This is a genomic window from Pseudoduganella sp. S-14 (assembly GCF_049913285.1).
In the GTDB taxonomy this organism is placed as follows: domain Bacteria; phylum Pseudomonadota; class Gammaproteobacteria; order Burkholderiales; family Burkholderiaceae_D; genus Rugamonas.
Genome location: NZ_CP183991.1, coordinates 5509820 through 5522203, shown reverse-complemented (window position 1 = coordinate 5522203; position 12384 = coordinate 5509820). Strand labels below are relative to the sequence as shown.

At 61.7% G+C, this 12384-nt stretch carries 14 protein-coding genes and 1 pseudogene; 12 read left to right on the top strand and 3 right to left on the bottom strand.

Annotated features, from left to right (window positions below):
* Positions 1-7 precede the first annotated feature (7 nt).
* The 5 genes from ybaK (at position 8) to ACN9MZ_RS25410 (ending at position 3274) form a co-directional block, all read left to right on the top strand.
* Entirely contained in the window at positions 8-499 is a 492-nt protein-coding gene (gene ybaK / locus ACN9MZ_RS25430) for a Cys-tRNA(Pro) deacylase (protein ID WP_426339615.1), read from the top strand.
* Between the two features lie 87 nt (positions 500-586).
* Positions 587-1210 carry a glycerol-3-phosphate 1-O-acyltransferase PlsY gene (gene plsY, locus ACN9MZ_RS25425; RefSeq protein WP_426339614.1) on the top strand — a complete coding sequence of 208 codons (624 nt, stop codon included), beginning with the start codon at positions 587-589 and terminating at the stop codon, positions 1208-1210.
* Between the two features lie 6 nt (positions 1211-1216).
* Positions 1217-1867, top strand: a complete 651-nt coding sequence (locus ACN9MZ_RS25420; RefSeq protein ID WP_426339613.1) for a DsbA family oxidoreductase — start codon at positions 1217-1219, stop codon at positions 1865-1867.
* A gap of 55 nt (positions 1868-1922) precedes the next feature.
* Complete coding sequence (locus ACN9MZ_RS25415; RefSeq protein ID WP_426339612.1) at positions 1923-2966, top strand: GGDEF domain-containing protein; 1044 nt, start codon at positions 1923-1925, stop codon at positions 2964-2966.
* Between the two features lie 17 nt (positions 2967-2983).
* A complete protein-coding gene (locus ACN9MZ_RS25410; RefSeq protein ID WP_426339611.1) occupies positions 2984-3274 on the top strand; it encodes a DUF427 domain-containing protein in 291 nt (96 codons plus the stop codon).
* A gap of 23 nt (positions 3275-3297) precedes the next feature.
* Here ACN9MZ_RS25410 and ACN9MZ_RS25405 read toward each other — a convergent pair whose 3' ends face one another.
* Positions 3298-4302 carry an IS110 family transposase gene (locus tag ACN9MZ_RS25405; RefSeq protein WP_426338545.1) on the bottom strand — a complete coding sequence of 335 codons (1005 nt, stop codon included), beginning with the start codon at positions 4300-4302 and terminating at the stop codon, positions 3298-3300.
* Positions 4303-4566: 264 nt separating this feature from the next.
* On the opposite strand from ACN9MZ_RS25405, the gene ACN9MZ_RS25400 reads away from it, so the two are divergent.
* Both ACN9MZ_RS25400 and ACN9MZ_RS25395 read left to right on the top strand, forming a co-directional pair.
* Positions 4567-5793: a metal-dependent hydrolase gene (locus tag ACN9MZ_RS25400; RefSeq protein WP_426339610.1), complete on the top strand. Its 1227-nt coding sequence runs from the start codon at positions 4567-4569 to the stop codon at positions 5791-5793.
* On the top strand, positions 5790-6629 hold the full coding sequence (locus tag ACN9MZ_RS25395) for an ion transporter (RefSeq protein ID WP_426339609.1): 840 nt from the start codon (positions 5790-5792) through the stop codon (positions 6627-6629). Before ACN9MZ_RS25400 ends, ACN9MZ_RS25395 begins: the two co-directional genes overlap by 4 nt.
* 9 nt (positions 6630-6638) lie before the next feature.
* On the opposite strand, the pseudogene ACN9MZ_RS25390 reads toward ACN9MZ_RS25395, so the two are convergent.
* A pseudogene (locus tag ACN9MZ_RS25390) lies at positions 6639-6788 on the bottom strand (short-chain dehydrogenase/reductase); the annotation flags it as partial.
* A 307-nt stretch (positions 6789-7095) separates the two neighbouring features.
* On the opposite strand from ACN9MZ_RS25390, the gene ACN9MZ_RS25385 reads away from it, so the two are divergent.
* The 5 genes from ACN9MZ_RS25385 to ACN9MZ_RS25365 all read left to right on the top strand — a co-directional run bounded on the left by ACN9MZ_RS25385 (position 7096) and on the right by ACN9MZ_RS25365 (position 11326).
* Positions 7096-8004 (top strand): LysR family transcriptional regulator, encoded by a 909-nt coding sequence (locus ACN9MZ_RS25385; protein ID WP_426339608.1) that lies wholly within the window; start codon positions 7096-7098, stop codon positions 8002-8004.
* 116 nt (positions 8005-8120) lie between these two features.
* The gene (locus tag ACN9MZ_RS25380; RefSeq protein ID WP_426339607.1) at positions 8121-9341 is read left to right on the top strand and encodes a CmpA/NrtA family ABC transporter substrate-binding protein; all 1221 of its coding nucleotides are present in this window, start codon (positions 8121-8123) and stop codon (positions 9339-9341) included.
* 11 nt (positions 9342-9352) lie between these two features.
* Positions 9353-10291, top strand: a complete 939-nt coding sequence (gene ntrB, locus ACN9MZ_RS25375; protein WP_426339606.1) for a nitrate ABC transporter permease — start codon at positions 9353-9355, stop codon at positions 10289-10291.
* Between the two features lies 1 nt (position 10292).
* Positions 10293-11087 (top strand): ABC transporter ATP-binding protein, encoded by a 795-nt coding sequence (locus ACN9MZ_RS25370; RefSeq protein ID WP_426339605.1) that lies wholly within the window; start codon positions 10293-10295, stop codon positions 11085-11087.
* A 71-nt stretch (positions 11088-11158) separates the two neighbouring features.
* On the top strand, positions 11159-11326 hold the full coding sequence (locus ACN9MZ_RS25365) for a hypothetical protein (RefSeq protein ID WP_426319195.1): 168 nt from the start codon (positions 11159-11161) through the stop codon (positions 11324-11326).
* Here the strand turns inward: ACN9MZ_RS25365 and tsaD are convergent, their stop codons facing one another.
* Positions 11327-12361 carry a tRNA (adenosine(37)-N6)-threonylcarbamoyltransferase complex transferase subunit TsaD gene (gene tsaD, locus ACN9MZ_RS25360; RefSeq protein WP_426339604.1) on the bottom strand — a complete coding sequence of 345 codons (1035 nt, stop codon included), beginning with the start codon at positions 12359-12361 and terminating at the stop codon, positions 11327-11329. It lies immediately after the preceding gene.
* Between the last annotated feature and the right edge of the window lie 23 nt (positions 12362-12384).

Below are 12384 nucleotides of genomic sequence, written 5' to 3'. Positions count from 1 at the left end.
TCACGGCATGGCAAAAAAAGAGCACATTTCCGAAACCCCGGCGACAGCCTTGCTGCGCAAGCACAAAGTCGCATTTTCCGAACATCCGTATGAGTACGAAGAGCATGGCGGTACCTCCGTCTCTTCGCGCGAGCTGGGCGTCGATGAACACCATGTGGTGAAGACGCTGGTGATGCAGGACGAGGCGGCCAAGCCGCTGATCGTGCTGATGCACGGCGACTGCAAGGTATCGACCAAGAACCTGGCCCGCAATATCGGCTGCAAGTCCGTTGAGCCGTGCAAGCCCGACGTAGCGCAGCGCCATTCCGGCTACATGGTGGGTGGCACGTCGCCGTTCGGCACCAAGAAGGCAATGCCGGTGTATGTCGAGGAAAGCATCCTTGGCCTGGAAACGATTTATATCAATGGCGGGCGCCGTGGCTTCCTGATTGGTATCAAGCCAGCGGTCCTGACCGAGGTGCTGGCAGCCAGGCCGGTGCAATGCGCATTGGCGGATTGATAAGATTGCCTGCGGCCGCGCCGCCCGAGCCGGACGGTATGGTGTATAGTCGCTGCCGCATATAAAAACAAGGAATCCTGGGGATTTATGATTACTCTGCTTTTGATTATTGGCGCTTACCTGATCGGCTCGATTTCCTTCGCCGTGGTGGTGAGCAAGTTCTACGGGCTGGACGATCCGCGCACCTATGGTTCCGGCAACCCCGGTGCAACCAATGTGCTGCGCAGCGGTAACAAGGGCGCGGCGATCTGGACCTTGATCGGCGATGCCTTCAAAGGTTGGCTGGCCGTGTTCCTGGTCGACCATTTCCAGCAGCAACTCGGCCTGGGCTACCAGGCAGACCAGGCCATCGCACTGGTGGCCGTGGCCGTGTTTGTTGGCCACTTGTGGCCGATATTCTTCAAGTTCGTCGGTGGCAAGGGCGTGGCCACTGCGCTGGGCGTGCTGCTGGCATTGAATGTATGGCTGGGCCTGGCAACGCTGGCGACCTGGCTGGTGGTGGCTTACGCCTTCCGCTATTCCTCGCTGGCGGCACTGATCGCTTCCGTGTTCGCACCGTTCTACTACGGCTTGCTGTTCGGCGCCGAACCGCAACTGGCTGCCGTCTTGGCCATGAGCGGTTTGCTGGTTTGGCGCCATGCCAAAAATATTGCTAACCTTATTGCTGGCAAAGAAAGCCGCATCGGCAGCAAAGCCAAGAAAAAGGCCTAGAAAACCATGACTACCACCCCGATCCGCATCGACTTCGTTTCCGACGTCTCCTGTCCCTGGTGTGCGATCGGGCTCAACAGCCTGGAAGTGGCGCTGGGCCGTCTTGGCGACAGCGTCCAGGCGCAAATCCACTTCCAGCCCTTCGAACTGAATCCGCACATGGTGCCGGAAGGGCAGGACATCACCGAGCACCTGCGCCAGAAATACGGCGCCAGCCCCGCCCAGCAGGAACAGACCCGTGAAATGATCCGCCAGCGCGGCGCCGATGTCGGTTTCGACTTCGCCATGGGCATGCGTAGCCGGATTTACAACACTTTTGATGCGCACCGGCTGCTGCATTGGGCTGGCGAGCACGGCAAGCAGAAAGAGCTGAAAAAGGCTCTGTTCGACGCGTATTTCACGCGCGGCCAGGATCCAAGCTCGCGTGCCCTGCTGGTGCAACTGGCGGGCAAGGTCGGCCTGGACGAGGCGGAGGCAGTGCAAGTGCTGTCATCTGGTCGCTACGCTCAGGAAGTTCGCGATATGGAGCATTTCTACCACCGCAACGGCATCCAGTCGGTGCCAGCCGTCATCATCAATGAAAAACATCTCATCTCCGGCGGACAGCCGCCGGAAGCCTTTGAGCGTGCCCTGCGGCAAATAGTGGCTGCCAAATAAAACTATTATCTTGCTAACAACCTTGTTACACTGGTACTGTAACAAGGGAGAGAGCATGTCTGCCGCCGAAAAAATCATAACGACGCTGTACCCCGGGCAGTCGGACGAGCACAAGCGCCTGGCCGCGCTGCACCGCTACGGCGCCCTCGATGCGCCAGCGAGCGAAGATTTCACCTTCCTGACAGAGCTGGCCGCCAAGGTCTGTGACGTTCCGTATGCCTTCGTCACGCTGGTCGATGGCGAACGCGCCGTCGTCAAGTCCTGCACCGGGCTGAGGCTGGGTTCCATGCCGCGCAGCCAGTGCTATTGCTCGCTGGCGGTGCTGGGCGAGGCGGCCACCGAGATTGGCGACCTGGGCAAGGATGCCCGCACGGCCGGCATGCCGCTGACCGTCGAAGCGCCGTTCATGCGCATGTACAGCAGCGTGCCGCTGACGACCAGTGACGGTTTCGCAATCGGCACCCTGTGTGTGATGGACACCAAACCAGGCTGCCTGTCGAGCTCCCAACGCGACATGCTGCGCAAGCTGGCGCGCCAGGTCATGGCCCTGTTCGAGCTGCACGCCAACGAGCGGGCGCTGAAAGCCTCGATGGATGAGCTGGAAACATTGGCCACCACCGATGAGCTGACCGGCTTGCATAACCGCCGCTCACTGATGAACCGCCTCCGATTTGAAGTGGCCCGCACGCGCCGCTTCCGCACGCCGCTGTCGGCCGTGATGGTGGACGTCGACCACTTCAAGCACGTCAACGATGAGTTTGGCCACCAGCTGGGCGACGAGGTGCTGGCCGCGATCGGCCGCCTGGTGCGCGAAAACGTGCGGGTGATTGATGTGGCCGGACGCTACGGCGGCGAAGAATTGTGTATCCTGTTGCCGAACACGCCGCCTGAAGGCGCGCGCAAGTTCGCAGAGACGTTGCGGTCGCGGATCGAAGCCCAGGTGCATGGCGCCGGGGCGCGCACGGTCGCGGTGACGGCCAGCCTTGGCGTCGGCTCCTTCAATCACATGGATATTGATGATGCCGAGATGCTGCTGAAGCAGGCTGACGCCGCGCTGTACCGCGCCAAAGCCAGCGGCCGCAACCGCGTGGAAGGTTGAACAGGACAGGAGTTTGCATGCCGAAGGCAATTTGGAATGGCGCCGTGATTGCGGAAGCCGATAGCAGCGAAGTCGAGATCGTCGAGCACAACATCTATTTCCCGCCATCGCGGGTCAGGAAGGACTATCTCCAGCCGAGCCAGCATACCACGCTGTGTCCGTGGAAGGGCGTGGCCAGTTATTACAACGTGGTGGTGGATGGCAAGGTGAACGCCAACGCCGCCTGGTATTACCCCACGCCGAAAGAAGCGGCCAACAACATCAAGGACCGCATCGCGTTCTGGCACGGCGTCGAGGTCCAACATTAATTTTGAAAGTCGGAAAGTCGGGGTCAGATACCGTCTTGGACGGCAAGCCTTTTTTCCATGTATTTCGGGTCAAAGGGCTTGCCTGACTTAACTACCCCGTAAATCAAGTGCACTAACTTGCGCATAATTGCGCCGGCGACGGCCATTTTGGAGAGGCCGTTGGCCTCTAAACGTTGGCCAAACTGCTTCAGGATAGGGTTGTGACGTTTTGCAACGAGGCTTGGCAGGAATAAAGCTGCTCGCAGGTGTTTGTTCCCCATACGAGTCATCATTGTCCGGCCTCGTATTGAGGTTCCGGATTGTCGTTGCCTGGGTGTGACCCCGATGAACGCTGCAAGCGCCTTCGCATTTCCGAAGCGCCGAACATCCCCCACGTGGCCTAAGACCTTTACCGCTGTCGTACGGCCTAGCCCGGGAATGCTTTCAATGAGCTCTGCATCCTGTTTAAGCCCTGGATGGCGGTCAATGTGATCGTCGATATCCCGTGCTATTTGCGCAATTTGCGCATCCAGCCATTTGATATGAGCCTGGACATGAGGGATAACATCCTGTTGTTTGGCTGTTTCATGCGCTTCTAAACGATTCAACTCCTGCTGGCGCATATCTTGAAGTGCAGTCAGCCTGTTGCCCCAGGCCCGTAACTGGCGCTGTTCACGTGATGGCGCATCCCAAGATGGCGGCGCCATCGCTGCACAGTAGCGAGCAATTAATCCAGCATCAACTTGGTCGTTCTTGTTGCGGATATTCTCGCTGCTGCCAAAACTTTTGATGCAGTTCGGATTGACCAAGCTGACTTTAATCCCTTTGTCAAACCAATACAGGGCGATAGGTTCGCTATAGACGCCTGTCGACTCAAGGCAAATATGGGTTTCCAGCAGAGAAATCTTCTGCTTGTTCAGCCAGACTTCCAGCTCTGCGAATCCTTCTTGGGAGTTCGGAACTGCTTTCGCCTTGACTTTGCCATCAACTAGCAAGGCTACATCCAACTTACGCTTGCTGACATCAATCCCTACGACCGGCGTATTCATCTCGTCCACCTTTCTCGTATGCAGGCTTACCCAAGGGGCGACCTAAGATACCGTCCGGCGTCCAGATGAACAAGTGGGCAAGGTCACCTATCTGACCCACAAGCTCAATGGCTTCCACTCTGTTCGGTGAGACCTTGCCCCGCCGCCTTCAGAATCCTAATATCTTCTTCCAAAGGTGCAGATTCAATATACGAGGTCTGGCAATCCGCCAAAAAGCGTCGCTTTTTGGCGGATTGCCAGATCTGACCCCGACTTTCATCAAGCATGGATAACATTACTCATGGCGTGGTTGGCCTCGGGATTGGTGAGCTGGTTCAGCGCTCGTTGCCGCCCGAGGCTGATCCTGGGAGGCACCAGACCCGGCATCGTTTGCTGTTGACGGCCTGCGCCCTCGCCAGCAATTTCCCGGACCTTGACCTCGTTTTCACACGGCTGGCACCGGCTCCGCTGGGCTACCTGCTGCATCACCGGGGACATACGCATACCTTGCTTTACCTGCTGCCGCAGGCAGTTTTGCTGCTTGCCTTGCTGTGGGGGCTGTGGCCGAATGCGCGGGCCCTGCTGCGGGAGAGTCGTGACGCGCGGCGCGGGTTGCTACTGGCGGTGGCCGCCGGCTTCCTGCTGCACCTCGGCATGGATTTCATGAATAACTATGGCGTCCATCCTTTCTATCCGTTTAGCGGGACCTGGTATTTCGGCGACATGGTCTACATCATCGAGCCGGTGTTCTGGGTGGCGTTCGGCGTGCCGCTGGCGATGGCTGCCCCTTCGCGGCGCATGCGCATCGTGCTGCTATCCGTGCTGCCGGTGGTGCTGCTGTATGTGACGATGCATGGCTACCTTGGCTGGCTCTCGTTCGCATCGCTGGTCGCGCTGGGCGCGGCGGTGGCGGCCCTGCGCTTCATGCATATGCAGAGCCGGCGGGCGCTGCTGCTGGCGCTTGGCCTGGTGCTGGCGTTTGTCGGCATCCAGGCGTCGGCATCGTACAAGGCACGGCAGGCGGTTACTGCGGCGCTGGTGCTGCAGGATCCCCAGGCGCGCGTGCTTGATGTTGCGCTGACTGCCTTCCCTTCACAACCCCTTTGCTGGAGCTTCACCTCGATCGAGTCGGACGGGAAGACTTACCAGTTGCGGCGCGGGCATTTGAGCCTTGCGCCGGCGCTGCTGCCGCCGCGCGATTGTCCGGCGGCGCTGGCGGCCGACGCGGCGCAGGAAATGGCCGGTACCGTTCCGGGCGTGCTGGTTTCCGGCTCGTGGCAGGGTGACGTGGCGGCCTTGCGCGCGCGCGTGGCGACCGATTGCCAGCTCAAGGCATGGCTGCGCTTTGCGCGCATGCCGGCGGTGGACGAGGCCCAGGCCAGCGACCTGCGCTTCGCCACCACGCCGCGCGGCAACTTCACCACCTTGCTGCTGGCGGCGAAGCCCGAGTGCCCGTTCAGCGTGCCGGCATGGGGCATGCCGCGCGCCGACCTGCTTAGGAGCGCGCAATGAAGTCCTACGATCCGCACCAGCGCTTTGGCCGTCCGGAAGGGGGCTGGCGCGAAAAACTCTATGCCGTGATCTTCGAGTCCGACACGCCGGCCGGCCTGGCCTTCGACCTGGCGCTGATCGGGGCCATCCTGCTTAGCGTGACGACGGTGGTGCTGGCCAGCGTGTCGGAAGTGGCGCGCGACTATGGCGACTGGCTGTTTGCGGCAGAGTGGTTGTTTACGGTGCTGTTCACCATCGAATATGCCGGCCGCTTGCTGTGCGTGCGGCATCCGCTGCGCTATGCACGCAGCTTTTTCGGGATGATCGATCTGCTGGCGGTGCTGCCAAGCTATATGGCGCTGTTTGTGCCGGGAGTGCATGTGCTGCTCAATGTGCGAATCCTGCGCCTGCTGCGCATGTTCCGTATCCTCAAGCTCACGCTCTACATCGAGGAGTACGGCATGCTGGGCCGTGCCTTGCTGGCCAGCCGGCGCAAGATCCTGATCTTCCTGTCGGTGGTGTTCATGGTTGTGTTCCTGCTGGGGACCGTCATGTATGTGGTGGAAGGGCCGGCACATGGCTTCACGAGCATTCCGACTTCAGTGTACTGGGCAATTTCCGCGGTGACTACCGTGGGTTTTGGCGACCTGGTGCCGAAGACGGACCTGGGACGTGCCATTGCCTCCATCATGATGCTGCTTGGATGGGGCATTCTCGCGGTCCCGACGGGCATCATCAGTGCCGAAATCAGCCAGCAGCGCCGCTCGAATCGCACTTGCGCCGGCTGCCTGGCCGGAGACCATGAACAGTCGGCGCGTTTCTGCAAGAGCTGCGGCACCAGGCTCCCGGGGACTTAAGCGGCCTGCCGCCGAAGTCTCTTCGACGGCGCCGAGGATGCCATAGCCGGCGTTATTCACCAGCACGTCGATGCGGCCAAACCGCGCGATTGCGGCGCGGGCAATCAGCAGGCCGAAGCCGCGGGAGGCGCCAGCGATGAACCAGGCTTTGTCTGCCATGATCTTGCTCCTTCAAGTCGAGGCGCTGGACCACGTGCAGAACGGCCGCGAGGCGGTGGACGGCATGATCCGCGTCGCCGCGCCTACCTCGCTGGGCACGGGGGGCTGGCGCCGCTGCTGCGCGAATTCCAGGAGTTGTATCCGAGCGCGCCTGGGAGTTGAAAGGGCAGGGCGGGACGGTGTACCAGGTGGTGCACCTGCTGCCGGCCCATGTAAAGGCGAATGCGGCAGTTTACATGTACTATCCGCAGCGCAGCCGCATGCCGATGCGCGTGCGGTACTTTATCGAATTCATGGTGAGACGCAAATGGACCGCCTTTATCTGATGACTGTCTACGTGGCCGTGGCCGAGGAGCAGGGCTTCGCGGCAGGGGCGCGCCGCCTCGGCATGTCGCCGCCAGCCGTTACGCGCGCTGTGGCGGCGCTGGAAGAAAGGCTGGGCGCCAGGCTGCTGGACCGCACCACGCGCCATGTGCGCGTAACGGAAGCCGGCGAGCGCTACCTCGATGATGCGCGCCGCATCATCGCGGAAGTCGATGAGGCCGACGATGCCGTGGCCGGCATCAACGCCGCGCCGCGCGGCCACCTTACCGTAACGGCGCCGGTGCTGTTTGGACGGCTCTACGTGGTGCCGGGCATTGTCGATTACCTGCAGCGCTATCCGGCGATGGATATTTCCACTGTCTTCGTCGACCGCGTGACCAACTTGCTTGAAGAGGGAATTGACGTCGGCATCCGCATCGGCGAGCTGCCCGATTCGAGCATGCGCGCAATTGCGGTCGGGCAGGTGCGGCGCATGATCATCGCCTCGCCTGCCTATATTGCGCGGCACGGCGCGCCGCGCACGCCGCAGGAACTGGAGCAGCACACCATCGTCGCCTCGTCCGGATCGAGCGTGCCGCCGGACTGGCGTTTCCAGGATGGCGCCAGGACGCAATCGCTGCGGGTCAAGCCGCGGCTGGGCGTGAACAATAACGATTCGGCCATCGAGGCGGTGCGCAGCGGCTTTGGCATTGCGCGCTTGCTGTCCTACCAGGCGGCCGCCTTGCTCGATGCGGGGGAACTGGTGGAGGTGCTGCAGGAGTACGCCACGCCGGCAGTGCCCATCCATATCATCCACCGCGACAGCCGCCGCGGCTCGACCCGCATCCGCAGCTTCGTGGACCTGATGGCCGAACGCTTGCGCACCGATCCGAGGCTTCACCCGGTGCGCTGACAGCGCTAAGTTGGTGCGGTGCACAATCGCGGTGCCGCATTTCCACCATGGCTCCTGTGTAAACGGGGTGGCACGGCGCTTGCAGTATCCCCATTATTTACTCACTGGGGATAGAGATGGATCGCACGTTCAGCCTTACCCGCCGCCGCCTGCTTGCTGCCGGCGCTGCGACAGCCTTATCGAACTACGCCTGGGCTGCCGGCTCCGACAAGCCGGAGAAAGAGGAAGTCAAAGTCGGCTTCATTCCTCTCACCGACTGCGCCTCCGTCGTGATGGCGTCCCTGTTGGGCTTCGACAAGAAGTACGGCATCAAGATCGTCTTGAGCAAGGAGGCGTCCTGGCCCTCCGTGCGCGACAAGCTGGTGAACGGTGAGCTCGACGCAGCCCATGTGCTGTATGGGCTGGTGTATGGCGTGCACCTTGGCGCCGGCGGCCCGAAGAAGGACATGGCCGTGTTGATGAACCTCAATCACAACGGGCAGGCGATCACGCTGTCAAAGAAGCTTGCCGACAAGGGCGCGGTCGATGGCGCATCGCTGGCAAAGCTGATGCACGCGGAACCGCGCGAATACACTTTTGCGCAGACATTCCCGACTGGCACGCATGCGATGTGGCTGTATTACTGGCTCGCGGCCTACGGCATCAATCCGATGAAGGACGCGAAGATGATCACCGTGCCGCCGCCGCAGATGGTGGCCAATATGCGGATCGGGAACATGGATGGCTTTTGCGTGGGCGAACCGTGGAACCATCGCGCGATCGTGGACGGCATCGGGATCACGGCCACCACCACCCAGGATATCTGGTGCGATCATCCGGAGAAGGTACTGGGTACCAGTGCGGAATGGGTGAAGAAGTATCCCAACACGGCGCGTGCGCTGGTCGCAGCCGTGCTGGAAGCAGGACGCTGGATCGATGCGTCCTTGTCGAACAAGGTGAAGATGGCCGAAGCCATTGCCGACAAATCCTACGTCAATACCACGGTCGACGTGATCGGCCAGCGCATCATGGGGCGCTACCAGAATGGACTGGGCAAGACCTGGGACGATCCGAATTACATGAAGTTCTTCAATGACGGCGCGGTGAACTTCCCCTACCTGAGCGACGGTATGTGGTTCCTGACGCAGCAGAAGCGCTGGGGCTTGCTGAAGGCGGAGCCGGATTATCTGGCGGTGGCTGCCCAGATAAACCAGATTGAGGTCTACAAGGACGGCGCGAGCATGGCAAAGGTGAACGCGCCGAAGTCGCCGCTGCGCAGCGTGAAGATGATCGATGGCACGGTCTGGGATGGCAAGAATCCCAAGGCGTATGCCGACTCGTTCAAGATCAAGGCGTGAAGGGAGGGCGTATGAGTGCAGTCTACGAATCGATTGGTGGCGCCGGCACGGCGCACGAAAGCGCAGCCGCGGCCCTGGCGCAGGCGGGTATTGGTGCGGCGGCCGAGGTGGCGGCCGCGCCATCGCGCCGTGCACGGCTGGCGGCAAAAGGCGTGCGCCTGGCGCCGGAGGGCGGGCGGCTGCGGCCCTTCGTCATGAAGGTGCTGCCGCCGCTGCTTGGCCTGGCGCTGCTGGTGCTGGCCTGGCAAATCCTGGCGGTACGCAATACCGGCTTTCCGTCGCCGCTCGAGACCTGGCATGAAGCGGTGAAGCTGTTTGCCGATCCGTTTTATCGCAAGGGTCCGAACGACCAGGGCATAGGCTGGAATATCCTCGCATCGCTGCGCCGGGTGGCGCTGGGCTTCGGACTGGCGGCACTGGTTGGCATTCCGCTTGGCTTCCTGATTGGCCGCTTCAGCTTCGTGTATGGCATGTTCAGCCCAATTATCAGCCTGCTGAAACCCGTGTCGCCGCTGGCCTGGTTGCCCATTGGCCTGCTGGTTTTCAAAGCCGCCGACCCGGCCGCGATCTGGGCCATCTTCATCTGCTCGATCTGGCCGATGATCGTCAACACAGCAGTCGGCGTGCAGCGCGTGCCGCAGGATTACCTGAACGTGGCGCGCGTGCTGGACTTGTCCGAATGGAAGGTGGCGACGAAGATCCTGTTGCCATCGGTGCTGCCGTACATGCTGACCGGCGTGCGTCTCGCCATCGGCACCGCATGGCTGGTGATCGTCGCTGCCGAAATGCTGACCGGCGGCGTGGGCATCGGCTTCTGGGTGTGGGACGAGTGGAATAACCTGAATGTGCCGCACATCCTGATCGCCATCGGCGTGATCGGCGTGGTCGGCCTGCTGCTTGAATTGGCGCTGGTCGCCCTGGCCAGGGCCTTCAGCTATGAGGAGAAATGAGATGACGTCCAGATTTATCGATATCAGCAAGGTCGACATGCGCTTTGGCCAGTTCCACGCGCTGAGCGATATCAACCTGCTGGTCGAGCAGGGTGAGTTCATTACCCTGATCGGCCACTCGGGCTGCGGCAAGTCGACGCTGCTCAACCTGATCGCGGGCCTGAACCGGCCCAGCGGCGGCGTGCTGGTGTGCAGCGGACGCGAGATCGCCGGGCCGGGCCCGGAGCGCGCGGTGGTGTTCCAGAATCATTCACTGCTACCGTGGCTGACCTGCTTCGAGAACATCTACCTCGCAGTGGAGCGTGTCTTCGGCGGCAAGGAGTTGCGCGTGCAACTGGAGGAGCGCACCTGGAAGGCGCTGGAACTGGTGGGGCTGGCGGCGGCCGGCGGCAAGCGGCCCAATGAAATTTCAGGTGGAATGAAGCAGCGCGTCGGCATCGCCCGCGCGCTGTCGATGGAACCGAAGGTGCTGTTGATGGACGAGCCTTTCGGCGCCCTCGATGCGCTGACAAGGGCCCAGCTGCAGGACGAATTGATGCGCATCGTCGCTGCGACGGGGGCCACCGTGGTGATGGTGACGCACGATGTGGATGAAGCCGTGCTGCTGTCCGATCGCATTGTCATGATGACAAATGGCCCGGCCGCCACCATCGGCGGCGTCGTCAAAGTACGGCTGGAACGCCCGCGCGACAGGCTGGCTCTGGCGCAAGATCCGCTGTATCTTGACTATCGGACAAGCGTTCTGGAATTCCTCTACCAGCGACAAGGACACCCGGCACAACGTTTTGCTGCATAGCAATGTGCAAAAGTGTGGCAGCGGGGCGACTCTGCTGCTACATTGGTGGTCTATACAAACGGAGACACTTGATGAGTACCGAAGTACAGCAGCACGAAGTTAACAAAGAAGCAAAGCGGGAAGACAAGCCGAACCGCCACGAGTTGGTGCGCCAGCAGATGAACCACACCGGCCTTCGTACCGGTATCGCAGCCGGCCTGCTGGCCCTGGTGGGCCTGAGCGCCTGGCTGCTCGCCTGATCAAATGACCCGCAGTTCGTCCAGCGGCCAGCGTGGACGGACGTTGAAGGAATAGTCCCGCTGCGCCGCCTGCGGATTGATCTGCAGGCGCATGGCGCCGGCGAAGGCAATCATTGCGCCGTTATCGGTGCAGAATTCCAGTTCCGGGTAGTAGACCTTGAAGTGCTTCTTCCTCGCCGCCGCGTTCAGCGACGCGCGCAGTTGCGCATTCGCGCCTACGCCACCGGCGATCACCAGGCGTTTCAGGCCCGTCTGCTTCAGCGCGGACAGGCATTTAGCTGTCAGCACATCCACGATCGCATCCACGAAACCGCGCGCGATATTAGCCTTGTCCTGTTCGCAGACATTGGCAGCGCCGCCGTTGTTGTTCACCACCGTCAGCACGGCTGTTTTCAAGCCGGAGAAGGAGAACATCAAATCCTTCGAGTGCAGCATGGGGCGCGGCAGCTTGTAGGCTTCCGGGTCGCCGAATTCGGCCATGCGCGAAATGGCGGGGCCGCCAGGGTAGCCCAGGCCGAGCAGCTTGGCCGATTTATCGAAGGCCTCGCCCGCCGCATCATCCAGTGTTTCGCCCAGCAGCTGGTACTGGCCGACGCCGTCCACGCGCATCAGTTGCGTATGGCCGCCCGATACCAGCAGCGCCACGAAAGGGAACTCCGGCGGTTCGCTGGCCAGTAGTGGCGACAGCAAGTGGCCTTCCAGGTGGTGCACGCCCAGCACTGGCTTGTCCAGCGCCATGCCCAGCGAGCAGGCGATGGCCGAGCCGACCAGCAAGGCGCCGGCCAGGCCCGGGCCTTGGGTATAGGCGATAGCGTCGATCTCGCCGGCCTGCAGGCCGGCTTTGCCCAGCGCCTGTTCCAGCAGCGGAATCGCGCGCCGGATATGGTCGCGCGAGGCCAGTTCCGGCACCACGCCGCCGTATTCCTCGTGCATCGCCACCTGCGAGTGCAGGGCGTGCGAGAGCAGGCCGCGCTCCGTGTCATACAGGGCCAGGCCGGTTTCGTCACAGGAGGATTCAACGCCGAGAACGATCATGGGAATGCACAAAAGGGTAAAGG